Origin of the sequence: Nonomuraea sp. NPDC049419, assembly GCF_040676995.1 — a bacterium.
GTDB classification, from domain to species: domain Bacteria; phylum Actinomycetota; class Actinomycetes; order Streptosporangiales; family Streptosporangiaceae; genus Nonomuraea; species Nonomuraea salmonea.
On record NZ_JBFAQB010000009.1, the window covers coordinates 233638 to 253060 of the forward strand.

General features: G+C 70.0%; 19 protein-coding genes and 1 tRNA gene. 5 read left to right on the forward strand and 15 right to left on the reverse strand.

What is annotated here, in order from left to right:
- Window positions 1-94: 94 nt before the first annotated feature.
- On the reverse strand, window positions 95-1162 hold the full coding sequence (locus tag AB0K12_RS26645; protein ID WP_364566590.1) for an AraC family transcriptional regulator: 1068 nt from the start codon (window positions 1160-1162) through the stop codon (window positions 95-97).
- An 85-nt stretch (window positions 1163-1247) separates the two neighbouring features.
- Between AB0K12_RS26645 and AB0K12_RS26650 the strand changes: the two genes are divergently transcribed.
- Window positions 1248-2291, forward strand: coding sequence for an acyl-CoA dehydrogenase family protein (locus AB0K12_RS26650; RefSeq protein ID WP_364566593.1), 1044 nt, complete (start codon window positions 1248-1250; stop codon window positions 2289-2291).
- A 215-nt stretch (window positions 2292-2506) separates the two neighbouring features.
- Here the strand turns inward: AB0K12_RS26650 and AB0K12_RS26655 are convergent, their stop codons facing one another.
- Window positions 2507-2890, reverse strand: coding sequence for a metalloregulator ArsR/SmtB family transcription factor (locus AB0K12_RS26655; protein WP_364566932.1), 384 nt, complete (start codon window positions 2888-2890; stop codon window positions 2507-2509).
- A gap of 233 nt (window positions 2891-3123) precedes the next feature.
- On the opposite strand from AB0K12_RS26655, the gene AB0K12_RS26660 reads away from it, so the two are divergent.
- Both AB0K12_RS26660 and AB0K12_RS26665 read left to right on the forward strand, forming a co-directional pair.
- Window positions 3124-4362, forward strand: a complete 1239-nt coding sequence (locus tag AB0K12_RS26660; protein ID WP_364566596.1) for a sensor histidine kinase — start codon at window positions 3124-3126, stop codon at window positions 4360-4362.
- 8 nt (window positions 4363-4370) lie between these two features.
- On the forward strand, window positions 4371-5099 hold the full coding sequence (locus AB0K12_RS26665) for a response regulator transcription factor (RefSeq protein WP_364566935.1): 729 nt from the start codon (window positions 4371-4373) through the stop codon (window positions 5097-5099).
- Here the strand turns inward: AB0K12_RS26665 and AB0K12_RS26670 are convergent.
- From AB0K12_RS26670 to lanKC, 8 genes are all read right to left on the reverse strand, one after another.
- A complete protein-coding gene (locus tag AB0K12_RS26670; protein WP_364566600.1) occupies window positions 5075-6760 on the reverse strand; it encodes an ABC transporter ATP-binding protein in 1686 nt (561 codons plus the stop codon). The genes AB0K12_RS26665 and AB0K12_RS26670 overlap by 25 nt on opposite strands.
- Complete coding sequence (locus AB0K12_RS26675; RefSeq protein WP_364566603.1) at window positions 6753-8465, reverse strand: ABC transporter ATP-binding protein; 1713 nt, start codon at window positions 8463-8465, stop codon at window positions 6753-6755. Before AB0K12_RS26675 ends, AB0K12_RS26670 begins: the two co-directional genes overlap by 8 nt.
- Before the next feature lie 74 nt (window positions 8466-8539).
- Window positions 8540-8707 carry a hypothetical protein gene (locus tag AB0K12_RS26680; protein ID WP_364566606.1) on the reverse strand — a complete coding sequence of 56 codons (168 nt, stop codon included), beginning with the start codon at window positions 8705-8707 and terminating at the stop codon, window positions 8540-8542.
- Window positions 8708-8743: 36 nt separating this feature from the next.
- Window positions 8744-8875 carry a hypothetical protein gene (locus AB0K12_RS26685; protein ID WP_364566609.1) on the reverse strand — a complete coding sequence of 44 codons (132 nt, stop codon included), beginning with the start codon at window positions 8873-8875 and terminating at the stop codon, window positions 8744-8746.
- Between the two features lie 37 nt (window positions 8876-8912).
- Entirely contained in the window at window positions 8913-9050 is a 138-nt protein-coding gene (locus AB0K12_RS26690) for a hypothetical protein (RefSeq protein WP_364566612.1), read from the reverse strand.
- A gap of 31 nt (window positions 9051-9081) precedes the next feature.
- The gene (locus AB0K12_RS26695) at window positions 9082-9204 is read right to left on the reverse strand and encodes a SapB/AmfS family lanthipeptide (RefSeq protein ID WP_364368185.1); all 123 of its coding nucleotides are present in this window, start codon (window positions 9202-9204) and stop codon (window positions 9082-9084) included.
- Window positions 9205-9232: 28 nt separating this feature from the next.
- The gene (locus AB0K12_RS26700; protein ID WP_345393918.1) at window positions 9233-9364 is read right to left on the reverse strand and encodes a hypothetical protein; all 132 of its coding nucleotides are present in this window, start codon (window positions 9362-9364) and stop codon (window positions 9233-9235) included.
- 81 nt (window positions 9365-9445) lie between these two features.
- Entirely contained in the window at window positions 9446-12058 is a 2613-nt protein-coding gene (gene lanKC / locus AB0K12_RS26705; protein ID WP_364566617.1) for a class III lanthionine synthetase LanKC, read from the reverse strand.
- A 468-nt stretch (window positions 12059-12526) separates the two neighbouring features.
- Here lanKC and AB0K12_RS26710 point away from each other — a divergent pair, with 468 nt between their 5' ends.
- On the forward strand, window positions 12527-13234 hold the full coding sequence (locus AB0K12_RS26710; protein ID WP_364566620.1) for a hypothetical protein: 708 nt from the start codon (window positions 12527-12529) through the stop codon (window positions 13232-13234).
- 71 nt (window positions 13235-13305) lie between these two features.
- Here the strand turns inward: AB0K12_RS26710 and AB0K12_RS26715 are convergent, their stop codons facing one another.
- The 4 genes from AB0K12_RS26715 to AB0K12_RS26730 all read right to left on the reverse strand — a co-directional run bounded on the left by AB0K12_RS26715 (window position 13306) and on the right by AB0K12_RS26730 (window position 16303).
- A complete protein-coding gene (locus AB0K12_RS26715; RefSeq protein ID WP_364566623.1) occupies window positions 13306-14400 on the reverse strand; it encodes a hypothetical protein in 1095 nt (364 codons plus the stop codon).
- Window positions 14401-14593: 193 nt separating this feature from the next.
- Complete coding sequence (locus tag AB0K12_RS26720; RefSeq protein ID WP_364566626.1) at window positions 14594-15064, reverse strand: lamin tail domain-containing protein; 471 nt, start codon at window positions 15062-15064, stop codon at window positions 14594-14596.
- A gap of 205 nt (window positions 15065-15269) precedes the next feature.
- Window positions 15270-15343, reverse strand: a tRNA-Pro gene (locus tag AB0K12_RS26725).
- Between the two features lie 66 nt (window positions 15344-15409).
- Window positions 15410-16303, reverse strand: a complete 894-nt coding sequence (locus AB0K12_RS26730; RefSeq protein ID WP_355415335.1) for a metallophosphoesterase — start codon at window positions 16301-16303, stop codon at window positions 15410-15412.
- A 79-nt stretch (window positions 16304-16382) separates the two neighbouring features.
- Between AB0K12_RS26730 and AB0K12_RS26735 the strand changes: the two genes are divergently transcribed.
- A complete protein-coding gene (locus AB0K12_RS26735; RefSeq protein ID WP_364566630.1) occupies window positions 16383-16841 on the forward strand; it encodes a GatB/YqeY domain-containing protein in 459 nt (152 codons plus the stop codon).
- A gap of 107 nt (window positions 16842-16948) precedes the next feature.
- Here AB0K12_RS26735 and AB0K12_RS26740 read toward each other — a convergent pair whose 3' ends face one another.
- The gene (locus tag AB0K12_RS26740; RefSeq protein ID WP_364566633.1) at window positions 16949-19231 is read right to left on the reverse strand and encodes a transglycosylase domain-containing protein; all 2283 of its coding nucleotides are present in this window, start codon (window positions 19229-19231) and stop codon (window positions 16949-16951) included.
- Between the last annotated feature and the right edge of the window lie 192 nt (window positions 19232-19423).

Below are 19423 nucleotides of genomic sequence, written 5' to 3' on the forward strand. Positions count from 1 at the left end.
TGTCAGAGAGAAAGGCGAAGCGCAGGCGGGCCGCCATGCGACGCGAGGAAGCCCTCCTGCGGGAGCAGCGCAGGCGGCTCGGACGCCGGATCGGTTACGGCGCCGCCGCCGTCCTGTCGGTGGTGTTCGTGGCGATCGGCGTGCTGGCGTACCTGTCGGTCGGGAACGACCAGCCGCCCTCCGCCGGCACCGCGCCGCCCACGGCCACGGCGTCCACGTCCCCCTCCCCGACGCCGTCCGGCACGGCCTCGCCCACGCCGTCACCGTCGCCGTCCGCCGCCAAGTAGGGGGCGCGGCGGAAGTGGCTCGGTGAGATGCCGTATTCGCGGCGGAAGGCGCCGGAGAAGGCGAACTCGGTGGCGTAGCCGACCTGCCTGGCGATCGCGGCCAGCGGCGCGTCCGTCTCGCGCAGCAGCCGCGCGCCCCGGTCCAGCCGCAGGCCGATCAGGTACCTCATCGGCGGCTGCCCCATCACGGCGGCGAAGCGCCGGGCGAACGCCGTACGCGACATGCCCGCCGCCGTGCTGAGGCGATCGACCGTCCACGGACGTTCGGGGTGGTCGTGCATCGCGCGCAGCGCGGCGGCGACGCCCGGGTCCTCGGTGCCCGGCCAGCCGTCGCCGTGCCGTTCGTGCCACTGGCGCAGCACGTGGACCAGGATCAGGTCCAGCAGCGCCGGCAGCGTCGCGCCGGTGCCCATCTGCCTGCCCGACACGTCCGAGCCGAGGAGATCGACCAGCACCCGGAGCTCGGGGTGCGCGTCGTAGTCGGGCGAGATCGCGATGAGGTCGGGCAGCGCGCGCAGGTAGCGCGGCGCGGCGCCGTGCGCGAGCCGGTAGGAGCTGCACAGGAACTCGAAGTCGAACGGGCCGGGCGCCGGCGGGATCGGGCCCATCTCGACGGGCGGCAGGTCGCGCAGCGCCAGCGGCGTCCTGCTCAGGCCGTGCCCGGCGCCGGAGGAGGTGAGGACGACGTCGCCCGGTTCCAGCGCGACCGGCTCGGCGTCCTCGGTGATCAGCCAGCAGGTGCCGCGCAGCACGATGTGGATCCCGCTGCCGGAGAACGCCGGGAACCGGAGCCCGGGGGAGCCCGACGACCTGATCACGCGGCCGGCCGCGCTGCCGACGCGTACGGTGCGGATCACCTCGCTGAGCAGGTCCATGGTCTCGATGGTAAGAGCGGAACACGTATGGACCGGTACGTCCCGCGTATGGCGTTCCGGTCGGTCAAAGGGTGGGATCGACGACGTGTCCGATGAAACCACCGAGATCCTGCGGCTCCACGCCGAGAAGACCGAGCAGGGTGACCGGCCCACCAGGGAGAGCCTCGACGCGCTGCGCGCCGACGGCGCGTTCGCGCTGCGCACGCCCCGCGCGTACGGCGGCGCCTGGGCGGGCACGGAGGCCATCGCCCTGCGCCTGAGCGAGCTGGGCCGCGCCTGCCCGTCGAGCGCCTGGATCGCGGGGACCTGCGTCACCTCCAAGAACCTCACCACGCGGTGCCTGCCCGACGAGGCGCTGCGCTCGTGCTTCGCCGACCCGGACGCGCTCTTCTGCGGCTCCGGGGTGCCGCGCGCCCGTGGCGAGCGCACGGCCGACGGCGTGCGGATCGACGGCCGCTGGTCGTACGTCTCAGGCTGCGAGGACGCCACCTGGGCCGGGCTCGGCCTCATGGTGGACGGCCGGTTCTCCTTCGCCGTCGTCCCGACGGCCGACCTGGTCGTCGAGCGCACCTGGCACATGGCCGGCATGCGCGGGACGGGCAGCCACACGCTCGTCGCCTCAGGCGTCGTGGTGCCGGACGCGCACGTACGGGCTGCGGACCCGTTCGGGGGCCGCGACCTGCTGCTGTACGGCACGACGGTGCTCGCGCCCGTGGTCGGCGCCACCTGGGGAGCCCTCGACCTGACCGGCGCCATGTTCGCCTCCGACCGCAAGCCGTTCATGACCGCGTACGCCAGGATGGGCGACTCGCCCGGGGCGCGGCACTGGCTGGCGGAGGCGGCCCACCTCGCCCAGCGCGCGCGGCGCACCATGCTCGCCGTGGCCCGCGCGGCGGACGACGACGACCTGCCCGAGGCCGAGATCCCGCGCCTGCGCATGGAGCTGGCGGAGGCCGGCAGGGACTGCAGGGCGGCGGTCGAGCGGGTGATGGACCTGCACGGCACCGGCGGCTTCGCCACGGCGAACCCGCTGCAGCGGTTCTGGCGTGACGTGTCCGTGGGCAGCCGGCATCCCCACCTGAACCCGTACCTGGGGATCGAGAACTACGGGACGGCCCTGGCGGGCTAGCTCGCGAGGGCGTCGGTGTGGCGGTCGGCGGGGTCCTTCGCCAGGCAGGCGCCGATCAGCTCCGCGAGCGGCCACGACCTCGGCGGCGTGGAAGCCGCCGACGCGGCGCGCCACGGTGATCTCGGTGGCGAAGCGGCGCCGGACGTCGGGATCGTCGGCCGGCTCGGGACGTACGACCTTGACCGCGGCCTCCCGCCCGCCCGGCGACCTCCTTACTAGGACTTCGACGGTGACGCCGCGTAAATGCGCGACGGTGAGGCCGCGTAGACGGCCGCCGAGGGCGACGCCGCGAAGACGGAGGACAACTGGCCCTCCTCGATCGGCTGCCGGCTCAGGAGCGACAGGGCCAGCCCGAGCGCCTCCTCCATCACGGTCAGGTTGAGGCGGTACCAGATGGTGGTGCCCTCCCTTTCCCCGATGATGAGGTCGGCGCCTTTCAAGATGTTGAGATGGCCGGACAACGTCGGCCTGGGTATCGCCAGGCGTTCGGCGATCTGGCCGGCCGAAAGGCGATCATGTTTCCGAAGAATGCGTAACACTTCGCGTCGTCGTACGTGGGCCAATGCTTCGAATGTGTGATTTACCGGCACCTCGACCACCTGTTTCAACGCTGGTCTTCGGCGAGCTCCCCGCTGCCCAAGGCGTACATCGTAGATCTGGACGGTCAGGGCTCAGTATCCTGCCCGGGGCACATACGGGTCATGGCCGGGAGTCAGATGACCATGACCCGAGTCATGGCCGGGCAGTGGCGAAGCATGACCATCACCACGCTGTGCTGCGGCAAGTGGACGGTTATGCTCGCGGTGTGCCGGGCGCGGGGTCCATTCGAGACATGAGCCGTTGGGTGGGGTTCACCGACGACCGTCCTCCTCTCGTGTTCGGTGTCTTCTTCTGGGGATCCGCGCTCATCAGCGCTCTGGTGTTCCTGGCCGGACTAGCGGAGTTAGGCCGGCTCGGCCCGGCCGACTGGCCGTTGACGCAGGTGTTCGTGCTGATCAGTGCCGGTGCGCTGGCGCCGAGCTGCGTGCTCTGGCCGTTCCTGCCGTGGCGGACGCAGCCGCCGCCGCTGCGCAAGGCGGTGACGGTGGCGTTCCTCGCCACGAGCCTGCTGCTCATGCTGGCCGGCGGCATCGCGGCGCTGCTGATCGTCAGCGTGGCGGTGGGCAACGCGCTGGTCGTGTTCGGGCTGCGGGGCAGCATCGCGTACGCGACGACGGCGGGCCTGTTCCACTTCGGGGTCGGCGCCGTCAATCCCGGGCAGGCGACGCTGGCGGCCGTGCTCAACGGGGCGAGCGTGCTGCTCCTGTGCCTGGTCATCATGGTCGTGGTGATCGCGATGATCGAGTCGCAGCGCCGCGCCGAGGTCACCAGGCAGCTCCTGGCCGACCTCGAAGAGGCCCACTCCGAGCTGCGCCGCTATGCCGCCCAGACCCGCGACCTGGCCATCGCCCAGGAGCGCGCCAGGATGGCCAGGGACATGCACGACTCCGTCGGCCACTACCTCACGGTCATCAACGTGGGCCTGGCCAACGCCCAGCGCTACCGCACCGCGCGCCCGGAGGCCGCCTGGGAGGAGGTGCGGCAGGCCAAGGAACTGACCCTGGAGGCCCTGACCGACACCCGCCGCTGGGTGCGCGCGCTCAAACCGCTGCGCATGGAGGGCCGTACGGGCATCGCCGCCCTGCGCGCGCTCGCGCAGTCGTACGGCTCCGCCGACACCGACGTGACCTTCACCGCCACGGGCGCCTGGCCCGACGTGGACGAGAACGGCGAGCTCGTCTGCTACCGGATCGTCCAGGAAGGTCTGACCAACGCCCTGCGTCACTCCAAGGCCCGCCACATCACGGTCACCGTGGACGCCACCCCCGAGCGGGTGCGGGTGACGGTCTCCGACGACGGCGCGGGCGCCGAGGGGGAGGCGGTCACGAACGGGTTCGGGCTGCGCGGTCTGCGCGAACGCCTGGAGTCGATCGACGGGTCTTTGGACGTGCACAGCGATCCGGGGGAGGGCTTCACCCTTGAGGCCACGGTGCCGGCACGAGCCACGGATATGGGGAGAACGACGACGTGATCCGGGTCATGCTGGTCGACGACCAGATCTTGATGCGTGAGGGCCTGCGCAAGCTGCTGGAGATCGAGCCGGGCATCGAGATCGCCGGCTCCATCGGCAACGGCGCCGACACCCTCGCGCTGCTGGCGAACACCCCGCCGGCCGAGCAGCCCCATGTGGCGCTCGTGGACGCCCGCATGCCCGTGATGGACGGTGTCGAGCTGGTCGAGCGGTTGCGTACGGACTTTCCGCGGATCGCCTCGGTGATCCTGACGACGTTCGACGACGACGACTACATCTTCGGCGGGCTGCGCGCGGGCGCCAAGGGCTACCTGCTGAAGGACATCCCGCCTGACGAGCTGGTGACGGCGATCAGGCGGGTGGCGCGCGGCGAGACCGTGCTCGGCGGCACCGCGACGGAACGCCTGGTGGCGGCCTTCCGCGACGGCGCGCACCAGCCGGACCCCGAGCCCGAGCCCGAGCCGGTGCCGCCGGCCGAGCCGCCCTGCGGCCTGTCCGACCGCGAGTACGAGATCGCCATGCTGGTCGGCTCGGGCGCCTCCAACAGGGAGATCGCGCGCCGCCTCTACATCACCGAGGGCACCACCAAGAACCACATCTCCAACTGCCTGCGCAAGCTGGGGCTGCGCGACCGCACCCAGCTCGCGGTCTGGGTGTCGCAGAACCCGCCCCAGCAGAATCTGCCCCAGCAGAACCTGCCCCAGCAGGCCGGTCAGCCGCCGACCAGCTCGGCGTAGAGGTGTGAGGAGCCCAGCAGCTCCCGGTGGTCGCCGAAGCAGGCGCGGGTGCCGTCGAGCAACAGGATCCGGTCGGCGCGCAGCGCGGACGACGCCCGGTGCGCGATCACGATGAGCGTGCCGGGACGGGCGCGGAAGGCCAGCTCGGCGCGGGCCTCGGCGACCGGGTCGAGGTGGCAGCTCGCCTCGTCGAGTATGACCACGCGGGCCCGGCTCACGTAGGCCCTGGCCAGGCCGATCAGCTGCTTCTCCCCTGCCGACAGGCGGGCCGGGTCCACCGGCGCCGCCGGCCCGCCGAGACCCGTCACCAGGTCGTCCGCGCCGACCTCGCGTACGGCGTGATCGAGCTCCTCCTCGCTCGCATCGGGGGCGAGGTAGCGCAGGTTCTCCTCGACGGTTCCGGAGAAGACGTACGACTCCTGCGGCACCAGCACGATGTGCTCCCTGCGCCGGTCGGACGGCAGCCGGTCGGGCGCCGTCCCGCCGACCCTGATCCGGCCGCCGTCCGGCACGGCGAGGCCGGCCAGCAGCATGGCCAGCGTCGACTTGCCGATCCCGCTGGGGCCGACGATGGCCAGGTGGCCGTGCTCTTCGACGGTGAAGGACAGGTCGCGCAGGACCGGCTCGACCTGCGTGCCGTAGGAGAAGGTGAGGTTCTCGACCGTGATGTCCGTGCCGTGCAGCACCGCCGCCGGGTCGCCCGAGAGCTCCCTGCGGGCCGCGCCGGCCTCGGCGAGCCTGCGGACCGTGACCGCCAGCTGCAGGCCCGCGCCGCCGATGACCTCGGTGAGCATCCGCATGGCGGGCTCCAGGTGCGTGCTCAGGTAGGTCGCCGCGCCGACCAGCACGCCCACGGTCGTCCCGTTGCTCACCAGCCACGGCGCGGCGAACAACAGGCACAGCAGCGGCAGCTGCCCGCCGAGCGTGGTGATCACGCTGCGGGTCGCGGTGGCGTGCGCCAGGCGCTGCTGGGCGCTCCGCTCGCCGGCCATCGCGGTGGTGACGGCGCCGACGACGGCGTCCTGGCGGCCGAACGCCGCGATGTCGCGGTGCCCGGCCAGCGCGCCGCCCACCTCGCCTGCGACGCGCTCGTTCGTGGCGATCGCCGCGCGCTGGCGGTTGACGAGCTGCCGCAGCAGCCCGGCGAACAGCAGCGCCGCCACGAGCACCGGCGGCAGGGTCAGCCAGACGATCTCGGGGGCGAGCGCGCTCAGCCCCGCGACGGCCGCGACGACGGTGAACACGAACCGCCGCAACCCGTTGAGCAGCGACGAGACGGCCTTGCGTACGGACTCGACCTGGCTCGTGGCCCGCGAGACCGCCGCGTCGTCCACGCCGTCCCCGCGCACGACGCCGGTGACCACGGCCCGCAGCAGGTCGTCGCGGAGCGGCTCGACGATCGCCCCGACGACGGGGGAGGTGAAACGCGAGGCCACGGCGCCGATCGCGTACGCGAGGAGCATGCCGCTCAGCCACCACAGCCCCGTGGTCACCGAGCCCCGCAGGAACCCCTCGTCGATGGCCTTGGCCATCAGCACGCCGGTGGTCATGGCCGGCACGGCCTCCAGCACCGACCAGCCGGCCAGGACGATCAGCGACCGGCGGCGGCGCAGCAGCGAGCGGCGGATCAGCCGCCAGCTCACGACGTTCTCGTCAGGCACGGCTCAGCTCCCGTTCCTCGCGATGGTGGTCTTCGGGGCCGGGCTGGAACAGCCGGCGGTAGTCGGCGACGCGCCACAGCTCCTCGTGGGGTGCGAGCGCGCGGATCCTCCCCTGGTCGAGCCAGGCCACCAGGTCGGCGCGCGCGGCCACCGAGAGCTTGTGGGTGACGAGGAGCCTGGTGAGGTCCGTACGCGCGGCGACGGCCTGGCAGATGCGCAGCTCGGTGACGCTGTCCACGCTGGACAGGGCGTCGTCCATGATGAGCAGCCGGCCCTGGTGCGCCAGTCCGCGGGCCAGGCCGAGCCGCTGCTGCTCGCCGCCCGACAGCGGGGTGCTCGCGCACGGGGTGAGGTAGCCGTCGGGCAGGCGGCTGATGAACAGGTCCGCCTGCGCGGCCATGGCGGCCTCGCGGGTCCTGTCGGGGGCGGCGCCGAAGCGGATGGCCTCGGCGAACGTACCGGCCAGGTAGGAAGGCCGCTCGAACGCCCAGCCGACGGCGGAGGCCAGCGCGCCGGCGGACAGCTCGCGCAGCGGCACGCCGTCCAGGAGCACGCGGCCCTCGTCCGGGTCGATCAGCCGGCCCGCGACGGACGCGAGCGTGGACTTGCCGGAGCCGGACGCGCCCACCACCGCGACCGTGCCACCTCCCGGCACCCGCAGGTCGATCCCGTCGAGCACCGGCCCGTCCGGGCCGGCGACCGTGACGTTCTCGAAGACCAGCTCGCCTGGCCCGGCGGGCGGCGTACGGTCGCCGTGCCCGGTCACGGGGACGGACAGCACCTCCTGCACCCGGCGGGCGCCCGCCCGTGCCTGGGCCAGCGCCATGAACATGTTGGCCTGGCTCAGCAGGCCGAGCGCCATCCCCGCGTACCCGGCCGCGGCCGTGAGCTGGCCAGGCGTGATGTCGCCGCCCACCAGCGCGTACCCGGCGGTGCCGAGGACCGCGACCTGGATCAGCGGCATGAGCAGGGCGGCGCGCAGGTTGAGCCGGCCCTGGAGCTCCCATGAGTCGCGCCCGGCCTCGTGCAGGCCGGGCAGCTCGGACAGGACGCGGTCGATCTCCTGGCGTTCGGTGCCGGCCGCGCGCACGGTGCGGATGCCGGTCAGCACCTCGACCAGCCGTCCCGAGATCCGCCCCTGGATGGCCAGGTACGTGGTCAGCAGCGGCGAGATCCGGCCGACGAACGCGCGGATCATCAGCGTCGCCAGGGGAGCGCCGACGAAGAAGGCGACCGCCAGCCGCAGGTCGATCAGGCACAGCGCGACCAGCGCACCTCCCGACACCAGCAGCGAGGACGCCCACACGGTGAACAGCGGCACGACGGACGCCGCCTCCGTGACGTTCGTCAGCAGCCTGCTGGTCAGGTCACCGCCGGCGAACCTGCCGCGGTCCCTGACCCCGAGCCGCAGCACGTGCTGGAGGAACCGGCGGCGAAGGTCGAGGACGAGCGAGTTCACGCACCAGGTGGCGATGAGCTGGTTCGCCACCTCCGTCAGGAGCAGCAGGCCCACCAGGGCCGTCAGCCGCAGGAGCGCGGTGTCAGCTGAGCCGGTGAGCCGTTCGTCGATGGCTGCGGCGACCAGGGCGGGCAGGGCGATGGCCCCGGCGGAGCGGCAGAGGTTCACGGTGAGGAGCGCGGCGTTCCAGGCCCAGCCGGACCGCACCGTACGCGCGAGAAGGCGGTCCGCGTCTGTCCAGGTCATGCGTGGTGCCTCCGTGGTCGGGAAAGGGGACGGCCGGGGTGCGGTGCGGGCACCCCGGCCGGGTCATGCGGTTGTCACATGCAGACGGCGGCGCTGATGGTGCTGAGGGTGGCGCACGCCGAGTAGCTGAGCGCGCTCGCGGCGCACACGAAGGTGGCGCTGACGGAGCTGAAGACCGTCGAGGCCGGCTCTGCGCCGTCGCCGCCCGCGGCGCGGCCCTGGAGGTTGAGGACGTAACCCATGATCGTTTCCTTTCGTTCGTTCTTCGGGGAGGGGGACTAGCAGAGGACGACGCTCGTGGTGCTGAAGCAGGTGACGGGGCTGAAGAAGCTGAGGCTCTGCGGCTCGGGGCCGTCGGCGGCCTTGCCCTCGCTGACGCTCTTCACCTGGAGGTCGAGAACGAAGCTCATGATGGGTTTCTCCGTTTCTGCGCGTGGTCTGCCGGAATCAGGTGGTGATGCAGAAGATCTGGCTGGCGCTGCTCTGGCAGGCGAACCAGCTGTTGGTGCTGATCGAGAGCGCGGCGTCGTCGTCGGCGGGGGCGCCGTTCCGCGTCATCTCCTGGAGGTTGAGCACGTAACCCATGGCGATGTCTCCTTAAGCGGTCGGCGCAGGCTCAGCAGAAGGCCCAGCTGGCGTTGCTGAAGCACAAGGACAGGCTCGCCGAGCTCGGCTGGGCCATGCCGCGGTCGGCGCTCTGCTCGGCGCGGATGCCCTGGAGGTTCAGGATGTACGACATATCGGCTTTCTCCTTTCGGGGGTGAGAATCAGCAGCCGACGAGGGTCCAGCCGCTGACGCACAGCGACGGGCTGAGGCTGCTCGGGCCCAGCGGCTCGTAGTCGCCGTTGGCCCGGTCGGCCGCGACGGTGCGGCTCTGCAGGTCGAGGATGAACGACATGGTGGGTTTTCCTTTCTCGTGATATGGGGGGCGGATCGGAGGGCCTTGTGGCCTCCCGCCGGTTGGGGCCGGTCTTGTCTCTCAGCCGCTCTCGCGGCTCGAGAAGGGATGGAGGAAGGGAAGCAGGGGCAGGTCCGGGTCGCGCAGGGTGGCCAGGGCGTGCAGGATGCCCGCGCTTCCGGTGCCGAAGTCCATGGACAGCCGCATGAGCTGGTCACCGGGAAAGGCGATCTCGCCCTTGAGCCCCACCATGTACAGGCGCAGGCGGTCGCGCTTGGTCGCGATCAGCTCGTCGAGATGGCCGGTGCCCTCGTAGAGCCGGCGGATGTGCTGGAGGAAGCCCATCTGGCCGGCCGTACCGTAGAACACCATCGGGCAGATGTGGAACTCCGCGTGCGCGGCGCGCTGCAACCGGTCCATGGCCGTCGACAGCTCGTCGGTACGCCGGTGCCGCAGCAGCTCGCTCAGCGCCAGCCCGATGCCGGTCGAGCCCGTGCCGATGTAGGGCATGGTGCGCCAGCCCTCGTTGACGTACAGGACGTCGTTGTCCTCGAAGTGCGTGCAGCAGTCCAGCTCGTAGCCGATGGCGCGCTCGGCGAGGTCGAGGAAGGCCGAGTCACCGGTGTCCTCGAAGAGCCGGACGAACAGCAGGGCCTGGCCGGAGGCGCCGTGCAGCAGTCCAGCCCTGCGGTGCCTGCCGTCCTCGCCCAGGGCCAGGGGCGGCTGGTTGAGCAGCCTGTCCGCGATCTCCTGGGCGTTCTTCAGCGCCGCGTCCCGCAGGCCCTGATCGTCCAGCTTGGTGGCGAAGTAGAGCTGGTTGAGCGCCACCCCGCTGAGCCCGGTGAGCAACTCGTCGGCGAGCGTGACCCGGCCCGCCTTGGAGATCAGGTCGAGGACCTCCAGCGCGGCGTCCCTGCGGCCGATCTCCTCGAACGCGTACGCGATGCCGTGCAGGCCGTCGTAGAAGCCGAGGCGGTGCAGGCCCTTGTGGTCGCGTACCCGGTCGAGCAGCCACTGCTCGTGCTCCTCGTTCCGGCCGTGGCCGGACTTCGCCAGCGCGTACAGGACGCCGGCGGCGCCGTAGGCGAAGCCGTAGCCGTCCAGCTTGAACTGCTCGACGTCACCGGGGAAGAGCCGGTCCGCGCGGTCCGGGGTGGCGCTGCCCCACACGGCCCGGGCGATCGAGGCCTCGATGGCCGGCCAGTCGCGCTCGGTGCCGTCGTAGCCGCCGATGAGGACGCTGGTGCGCGCCATCTGCTCCTCGGTGCCCGCCCAGTCGGACGGGCCGAGGTCGAGCAGTTCGAGCACGCGCTCGCCCCAGCCGGCAGGCGTGGGGAACCGGCTCTCGACGAACTCGACCAGCGCGCGGGCCCGCGTGGTGTCGAGGGTGAACAGGACGGTCAGCGGGATGAAGGGCGCGATCTTGAGGCAGCCGAGCGCATACAGGTCGGCGGACAGTGCCTCGCGCGTGTCCGGCGGTACGAAGCCGGGCGCGCCCATGCCGATGCGCTGCTCCTGGTCCACGTAGGTGGCCAGCTCGAAGTCGACCAGCCGTACCCGGCCGTCCTCGGTGACCATGATGTTGTTCGGGTGCAGGTCACCGAAGGCGATGCCGCGCTCGTGCAGCGTCGCCACCACCTCTTCGAGCTGGTCCGCCATGTCCACCGCCCATTCGGTGAACTCGCGCAGCTCCTCGTCGGTGACGTTCGCCCTGATCAGCGGGGTCTTCGCCACCATGCGCTTGTTCAGCGTGACGCCGTCCACCAGCTCCTGCACCAGGAAGTGGTGCTCCCAGAGCTCGAAGTAGTCGTAGCAGTCGACGACCGCGTCCACGTCGGCGAGCTGCTTGAGGAATTCGTACTCCCGCTTGAGCCGGCTCACCGCGTCGCGGCCCACCTGGTCGAGCCCGGCGCCAGGCCGCGCCTCCTTGAGCACCACTTTCCTGCCGGTGGCCTTCTCGACCGCGCTGTAGATTCCGCCGCCATTCGAGAAATGCAGGGCTGATTCGATCTCGTACGGAAAGTCGGCCGGCGGTTCGCTGTTCTTCCGGTCCTCGAGGAACGGCTGCAGGAATGGCGGGGGCTCGACCCAGTCGGGCACGTGGAAGACCGGGTCGCGCTTGTCGACCACCAGCTCGCCGTCGGGCGTCTCGATGGCCATGGCGGGCTCACCCAGGTCGTTACGGGTGAACCGCTCGACGAACCCGCCGTAGCGCAGGTAGAGCGGCCCGTCCTTCCAGCGCAGGTCACTCAGGATGTACGGCCCGCCGAGCCCCTGCAGCTTCGGGTCCAGGTCGTCCAGAATCTTCTCCAGCTGGACGTCGTCGGCCGGGTAGACGGTGATGAACTTCCCGCTGCCGCCGCGTTCGGCGTACTTGAGGTTGCGGCCGATGAACGCCGCCTCACTGGTCAGGAATTTGAACGGGATCTTCCGCTCGAAACAGTAATCGGCGGTGATGTCGAGCACCTGCTGCGCGGTTTCCCGGGTGGCCGAGACGTGAATCTTCCAGCCCTGCGCGGGAAGGTCCGACGATTCGCACATGTAGTTGTACCAAGGGCCTTTACGGCCGGTACGCCAGCCGTCGGGCGCCGGGCTCTCCGCCTGCCGGTAGCCTTTCTGCGCGGTCTCCCACTTGGCCGGCTCCTCATAGAAGAGCCGGTCGGCGAAACAGTATTCGAAGTACTGCAGTTTCATCCCAGCGCCTCCCGCACCGATGTTCCGGGTACAGCTCAAAACGATAAGCAGGCCGGAAGACTTGTCCAATCACCCAGAGTGAGGAATGGCGGTCGTATGGACCTGCCGGGAGCTTGTCGGCTGGGCTGGAGCGGGACGCGATAAGGATCTGGAAAGTCACGCTCCGTGAAAGTTCTCTGGCATTTCTTTCCGGCGTCTGGCCATATGCCGCAGGCGGCGTTATGGTCGATGGTTTAAACGGGCGCGAACACGGAGCGTGTCAGCGGCCCGGAGAAAAAGTCGAGAAAAAAGGCTATTTTGATGCGTCGCGAAAGAATGAAAAAGTAATAACGGCGACAAATGGTCGCCCATGACTTCGGTCATGGCCGCCCGGCCGTTCAACATGACCTGTCCGTGCCGCACGAGGGATGCCGCGGCCGGTGCAGTTGATCTACGTTCTGAAATGTCACGTCGATCGGAGGAGGCCGCATGGACCGGACCCGCGTCCAGAACCAAGAGCCCGCGGATCCCACCGCGGCACGCCTGCCGTGGGCGGGCATCGTGGTCTCCGCCGTGGGCTTCATCGTCATGGTCGCCATCGCCTGGACGCTGTGGGACTCCCTCCCGGAGACCATCGTCACCCGCGAGGCCACCGAGACCCGCTCCGGCGTCACCGTGCCGCGCGTCGTCATGGCCTTCGCCCTGCCCGGCGTGCTGGTCGTGGTCGGCGCGATCATGACCGTCTCGACGGTCATCGGCGGCCGCATGCGTCACTACGTCGACCCCCGGCTCGTCGCCTCGCCGCGCTCCCAGACGCGATCGATGAACGTGCTCTTCGTCGTCCTGCCCCTGCTGCTGGTCACCCTCCAGACCGGCCTGCTGTCCAGGGCGGCCGGCCACGAGTTCCCGCTGGAGCAGGCGATGGGGGTGGCGATCGGGATCATGCTGATCGGCCTGGGCAACGTCCTGCCCAAGATCAGCCCGTCCCGCATGCCGGACGGCCCCAACGGCGCCCTGGCCCTGGCCTGGCAGCGCTCACAGCGCGCGGGCGGCCTGGCCCTGATGCTCCTGGGCGCGATCTGCGCCGTGGGCTCCTTCTTCTTCCCGCCGATCCTCCTGGTGATGGGCTCGGCCCTGCTCGTGGTGGCGGTCTATGTCCTGATGATCCTCCTCACGGTCTTCCGTACGCGCCAGTAGTGAGCCTTTCATCGTGGGCTGAAGGCGGCGCGGTCGCCGAGTGCCAGGGTCTTGGGGTGGAGCCCATTGACTCAGCAATCCCGGTGCGGCAGGTTCCACAGGTGGAGGATGGTTCGGTCCTTGGAGACCGTGTACCAGGCGGCCTGCCCCGCTGATCGGGGAGCGCCCGAGACGGCGAAGGGGTAGGCGACCTGGCCGCGCAGGGCCATCGTACGTGGGTCGACGAGCCAGTGGCGGGGGTCCTCCGCGTAGCCCTCGGTGCCGACCACGGCAGTGTCGTCATAGGGGAACGCCGCCGCCTCGTAGTCCCACCGAACGCGGTCGTCGTCCGAGCCCAGGGGAAGGGGCACGGCTTCGTCGGAGTCCAGATGCCGTAGTTCGAGGCCATCCTTCGCCCGGTGCAGATAGAGGGTCCACTGCCCCGGGTCCGTGGTCAGGAAGTGCTCCCCGGACGGGCTCACGGCTAGGAGGACCTCCTCGACGAACCGCTGGACGGTGAGGTTCGCGCCGTCCCAGTGCCCCCACAGCACGGGCGAGTTCTCCTCGCCTCCGCCGACCGTCAGCCCCATGTACGCCGGGTCCGGATGGGGGAAGTGGATGGAGCCCGATCCCACGGTCATCGTCTCGGCGCGGGTCAGCACCGTGCCGTCGGCGGGGTCGAGGATCAGCCATTCCTCGTTGACGTCGCGTCCCTCGTGGTTGCGGATGTGGGCCCAGAGGAGCTTGCCGTCTGAGGAGAAGGCCGCCGAGCCGCTGTCAGCGTGGCCGTGGTGGTAGTCGTCGGCGTACTCGGAGAACGAGGCATGGGCCTTGGTGCACACGGCGGCGGACCAACAACCGTGCCGGATCTCCCACCGCACCGTGCCGGTCGAATCCACGGCTCGCAGCGCGTGCACGCCGGCGAACACGGCGAGATCACCGGTGGGAGAGACCGCCACCGAGCCGTACCGGCGGGGCCAGGGCGCGGGGAAGCGGACCTCCATCCCCTCCCCGTCCAGGTCGCGGACGGCCAGCTCGGTGTCCCCACGCTGCACCAGCAGCCTGCGCCCAGGCCAGTACAGCACCTGCGGACCGTCCGCCGACGCGGGGTCGAGCGGAGCGGCGGCGGTGGCCACGAGATGAGCGGCGAACTGGTTGAAACCCCCGTGGATGGCATCGTCTGGCACAGCCGTATGGTTCCACACGCCTCGATGGTGCAGGTGGCCTGAAGTCACTACCGTGCCACCCTGCCGTTTTCACATCGCACCCTGAACTACGTGGCGCGGGCGCCCGCTGGTGGCGTACCAGGACCTCCACCCCTTGGCCCTTTTCTGACCAGCGGGAACGGGGGCCGGACCCGGGTCTGAGCTCCTTACGGGCTCAGCAGATCTTGTAGTCCCCCCGCGAGGAGTTGTACGAGCAGGAGTCGATCAGCTTCCCCGCCGCGTTCCGCAGGTAGGCGGTGTCCTTGCTCTGATTCCAGATGTACGCCAGCGTCCCCCCGCTCCTGCCCCAGTAGCGGGTGGTGCCGGTGTCCCTGCCCTTCCCGGTGCGCAGAGTGACCGTCTTGCCGGGCTTCAGGGCGAACGTCCCGAACGTGTAGATGTGATCCTGCCGCCGCGTCGCATCGCGCACGGTCCAGCCACGCAGGTTGACGGCCTTCTTCGTCATGTTCCTGACCTGCACGTACTCGCCGTTGAGGCTGCTGTTCCCACCGTTGTCCGGCGACCCGGGCGAGTCATAGTAGATCTTCGTGATCTGTACGGCGGGCGCGGCGGCGTACGCGGGCTGCGCGACGGCGACGACGGACGCGGCTAACAGGGCGGCGGTCAGCAGAGATCGGCTACGCACGGGGACGCCTCCTGAGTGGTGAGACTTATCGCGAAAGATCCTATGGAGGATCATGAGCCGATCTTGGACCGTTCCGTATCGATTTGGTGTCCCACGCACAGCCTGACGCGGAGTCAACGAGCACGGGGGATCGTAGCCACGCGGTTCGTCACCCGGAGAACGAGAAAGGCCGCTTCCGATGATCGAAAGCGGCCCTCTAACTGGGTCGGGGTGGCGGGATTTGAACCCACGACCTCTTCGTCCCGAACGAAGCGCGCTGCCAAGCTGCGCTACACCCCGGTCGCACGCCCGTCTTGCGCGTGCTTCAGAAAGTCTAGCGGACTTCCAAGGTGCTTGTGACCGCCTTTATCTCCGGGGCACCAGCGTCAGCAGGGTCGCCTCGGGGAAGCAGGCGAAGCGGGCCGGGGCGTACGGCGAGGTGCCGAGGCCGGCCGAGACGTGGAGCCAGGCCGAGTCGTGGCGGCTGAGGCCCTTGACGCGGGCGCGGTCGATGCCGCAGTTGGTGACCAGAGCGCCGTAGAACGGGACGCAGAGCTGGCCGCCATGGGTGTGGCCGGCCAGCAGGAGCTGGTAGCCGTCGGCGGCGAAGCGGGTCATGTTGCGCGGCTCGGGCGAGTGCATGACGCCGAGGCGGAGGTCGGCGTCGGCGGGGGCGGGGCCGGCCACGACGTCGTAGCGATCGCGGTTGATGTGGCTGTCGTGGATGCCGGCCACGGCCACGTCGAGGTCGCCCACCTTGATGCGGGCGGTGGTGTTGTTCATGTCGAGCCAGCCCTCGGCCGCCATGCCGGCCCCCAGCTCCTCCCAGGGCAGGTTGGGGGTGTGCTGGCGGCGGTCGTTCTTGGAGGTGCGCCACAGGTAGCGGGCCGGGTTCTTCGGCTGGGGGGCGTAGAGGTCGTTGGAGCCGTACACGAACAGGCCGGGACGCGACAGCAGCGGCTCGAGCGCGTGCAGGAGCGCGGGGACGGCCTCGGGGTGGGCGATGGAGTCGCCGGTGTTGACCACGAGGTCGGGCTCCAGGGCGCCGAGCGAGCGCACCCAGTTGATGAGCATGGTGCGGCGCGGCGTCAGGTGCAGGTCGGACAGGTGGAGCACGCGTACGGGACGCCGCCCCCGCTCCAGCACCGGCACGTCGAAGCGGCGCAACCGGAACCAGTTGCGCTCGACGACGGACGCGTAGCCCAGCCCGGCAAGGCCGAGACCGAGCAGGGACAGGGGCACTGCGGCGGCTTTCCTCACCTCTTCATGATGCCCGAGATCCGGCACGGGAAGTCCGGATGGCGTCGGGGTGGTCCGCGCAGGCGGCAAGATAAAGCGCATGAGCGCTTTGAAGGACAAGCTGAAGGCCGATCTGACGGCCTCGCTGAAGAGCAAGGACGAGGTACGTCTCCGTACGGTCCGCATGGCCCTGGCCGCGATCAACGTCGAGGAGGTCGCGGGCAAGGAGGCCAGAGAGCTGACCGACGACGAGGTCATCAAGGTCCTGACCCGGGAGGCGAAGAAGCGGCGCGAGGCCGCCGAGGCGTTCGGCAACGCCGGGCGCAAGGAGCAGGCCGAGGCCGAGCTGGCCGAGCAGGCGGTGCTGGAGGGATACCTTCCCGCGCAGCTGTCCGACGAGGAGCTGGGCGCGCTGGTCGACGAGGCCATCGCCGAGACGGGCGCCTCGGGGCCGCAGGCCATGGGGCAGGTCATGAAGGCGGTCAACCCGAAGGTGGCCGGCCGCGCCGAGGGCGGCAGGGTGGCCGCGCAGGTACGCGCCCGCCTCGCCGCCAAGTAACGCGGCGTACCCGGCCCCCAGCGCCTCTCTGCGCCGCGGCGGGCCGCCAGGTGGCATCCTGGAGCAGCTGAGGCCTCCTCCCTCCCGGGCGGAGGCCTCAGAGCGTCTCAGCGGTTGGGGGTGATGAGGGAGCCGGTGTCGCCGCCGCGGCCGAAGGGGCCGCCCCGCCGGTCGTCACCACCGCCGCGCCCGCGATCGGGCCCGTCGCCGAACCGGTCACCGAACCGGTCGCCGCCGTCGCGGTCGAAGATGTCGAACGGGTTCCCCCCGTCGCCCTTCTTCTTTTTCTTCGGCTTGGGCGCGCAGTTGTCGGTGCACCCGCCGAACCGCGACCGGTCGACCGACTTGAACTCGGTGGGCTCGACCCCCTTGAGCGCCTCCAGCATGGAGTCCTTCCAGATGCGCCCGGAGATCGACGAGCCGTACACGTAGGGGTAGTAGCGCCCGCCGATGGTGATGCCGATCAGCTTGTGCGCGGAGGTGCCGCGCGGGTCGCCCAGGCTGACGGCGGAGGCGAGGTTGGGGGTGTAGCCGGAGAACCAGGCCGACATGTAGTTGTCGGTGGTGCCGGTCTTGCCCGCCGCGTCGCGCCCGATGCCGCCGACGTCGGTCATCGTGCCCTTGGTGAACACCCCGGACAGGATGCCGCTGACCGCGTCGGCGACCTCCTCCTCAAGGACCTGGGAGCACTTCGGCTTGTACTGCTTGGCCTTGCCGTTCCTGTCCTTGATCTCGGTGATGGCGAGCGGCTTGCAGTATTTGCCGCGGGCGGCGAAGACGGCGTAGGAGTTGGCGATGGTGACGGGGTCGACCTCGTTGACGCCGAGCGTGAACGTCTCGACCTCCGACAGCTTCTGCCCGTCGGCCCGCTCGACGCCGAGCTTCTTCGCCATCTTGACGACGTCGCAGAGGCCGACCTTCTCCTGCAGTTTGATGAAGAACGTGTTGACCGAGCCCCAGGTGCCGGTCTCGAGCGTCTTGAAGCCGCCGCCGCCCTCGCTGGAGTTGCGCACGGTGTGGGACGGGTCGCCGACGTTCTGGCCCTTGCAGTTCTTGAACGCGCTGTAGCCGCTGGCCTTGTAGCCGGCCGGCGAGGGGAAGCCGTCGCCGTACTTGAGCCCCTCCTCCAGGGCGGTGGCCAGCGTGTAGACCTTGGCCGTCGAGCCCTGCTGGAACCCGCGGCCGCCGCCGTGCGCGGCGTCGGCCACGATGTTGTAGCTCATCTCGTTCTTCTTCTTGCTGCGGCCGAACTTGCGCGAGGCGGCCATGGCCTTGATCTCGCCGGTGCCGGGGACGACCATCGCCTGCGAGGCGACGGGCTTGTCCTTGGAGCTGACGTACCTCTTGATCGCCTTCTCGGCGGCCGCCTGCATCTTGGTGTCGAGCGTGGTCTTGATCCGCAGGCCGCCGCGCTGGAGCAGCTTCCTGCGCTCGTCGCGGTTCTTGCCGAAGTCCTCGTTGTTGAGGATCTCGTATTGGACGTAGAGGCAGAAGTACGGATATCTGCTGGCCTCGCAGCCACCAGGCGCCTTGATGTCCTTGAAGCCCAGCTTCTTCGCCTTGGCCGCCGCCGCCTCCTGCGGGGTGATCTTCTTGAGCTGGGCCATCCGATCGAGCACGGTGTTGCGCCGCTCCAGCAGGCGCTGCCGCGACTCGGGGCCGACGTTGGGGTCGGTGCGCGCGGGGTTCTGGACGGCGCCGGCGAGCGTGGCGGCCTCGACCAGGTTGAGCTTGGAGGCCGGCTTGTCGAAGAAGCGCTTGGCGGCGGCCTGGACGCCGTGGGCGCCGGCGCCGAAGTAGGCGATGTTGAGGTATTTCTCCAGGATCTGGTCCTTGGAGTACTTCTCCTCGATCGCCATGGCGTAGCGCAGCTCCGACAGCTTGCGCGAGATCGTGGGCGCGATGGCCGCCGCCTGCTCCTCCGGCGTCTCGGCCTTGTTGACCAGCACCTGCTTGACGTACTGCTGGGTGATGGACGAACCACCCTGCGTGACGCCGCCGCTGGTCACATTCTTCAGCAGCGCTCTTGCCGTTCCTTCCACATCGATTGGCCCGTGCTGGTAGAAACGGAAGTCCTCGATCGCGATCAGAGCGGTCCGCATGATCGGGGCGACCTCGTCGAGGCTGACGGACTGCCGGTTCTCGAAGTAGAACTGCGCGATCTTCTTGCCGTCAGCGTCGAAGAGTTCGGTGCGTTCCGGCAGGGGAGGCTCGTCGAGGTCCTCGGGCTTGAGGTTGAGCCCCTCGACGGCGGTCTTGGTCGACATGCCCGCTCCGCCCACCGCCGGCAAAGCCACGGCGGCGGCGAGCACCCCGGCGGCCGAGCCCGCGATGAGGAGTCGCAGGACACTGAGGATGGGGTTGGAACGACGTTTGCCCTGGGCTTGCACGCCTACAAGAGTACGTCGAAAGACAGACCGAATCGGTAGCACGACTCCATTTCGCCTTGACTGACGGGGGTGACTAGTCATTCCCGGTCAAGATGGCCGCGAGAAATTGGTCCTCTGGGGTCTGTCGGCCCGAACGTCTGGTTGCGTACGTTCTCCCTGCGGCAACTGAATACGGAGGCTCGGCGCCCGCGC

Coding starts and splice junctions, on each gene's coding strand:
- AB0K12_RS26690 (WP_364566612.1), bottom strand. CDS start 9,050: ATGGGTTACGTGCTCAACCTCCAGGAGATGACGCGGAACGGCGCCCCC.
- AB0K12_RS26665 (WP_364566935.1), top strand. CDS start 4,371: ATGCTGGTCGACGACCAGATCTTGATGCGTGAGGGCCTGCGCAAGCTG.
- AB0K12_RS26645 (WP_364566590.1), bottom strand. CDS start 1,162: ATGGACCTGCTCAGCGAGGTGATCCGCACCGTACGCGTCGGCAGCGCG.
- AB0K12_RS26735 (WP_364566630.1), top strand. CDS start 16,383: ATGAGCGCTTTGAAGGACAAGCTGAAGGCCGATCTGACGGCCTCGCTG.
- AB0K12_RS26695 (WP_364368185.1), bottom strand. CDS start 9,204: ATGTCGTACATCCTGAACCTCCAGGGCATCCGCGCCGAGCAGAGCGCC.
- AB0K12_RS26685 (WP_364566609.1), bottom strand. CDS start 8,875: ATGAGCTTCGTTCTCGACCTCCAGGTGAAGAGCGTCAGCGAGGGCAAG.
- AB0K12_RS26700 (WP_345393918.1), bottom strand. CDS start 9,364: ATGTCGTTCATCCTCGACCTGCAGAGCCGCACCGTCGCGGCCGACCGG.
- AB0K12_RS26660 (WP_364566596.1), top strand. CDS start 3,124: ATGAGCCGTTGGGTGGGGTTCACCGACGACCGTCCTCCTCTCGTGTTC.
- AB0K12_RS26680 (WP_364566606.1), bottom strand. CDS start 8,707: ATGGGTTACGTCCTCAACCTCCAGGGCCGCGCCGCGGGCGGCGACGGC.
- lanKC (WP_364566617.1), bottom strand. CDS start 12,058: ATGAAACTGCAGTACTTCGAATACTGTTTCGCCGACCGGCTCTTCTAT.
- AB0K12_RS26675 (WP_364566603.1), bottom strand. CDS start 8,465: ATGACCTGGACAGACGCGGACCGCCTTCTCGCGCGTACGGTGCGGTCC.
- AB0K12_RS26710 (WP_364566620.1), top strand. CDS start 12,527: ATGGACCGGACCCGCGTCCAGAACCAAGAGCCCGCGGATCCCACCGCG.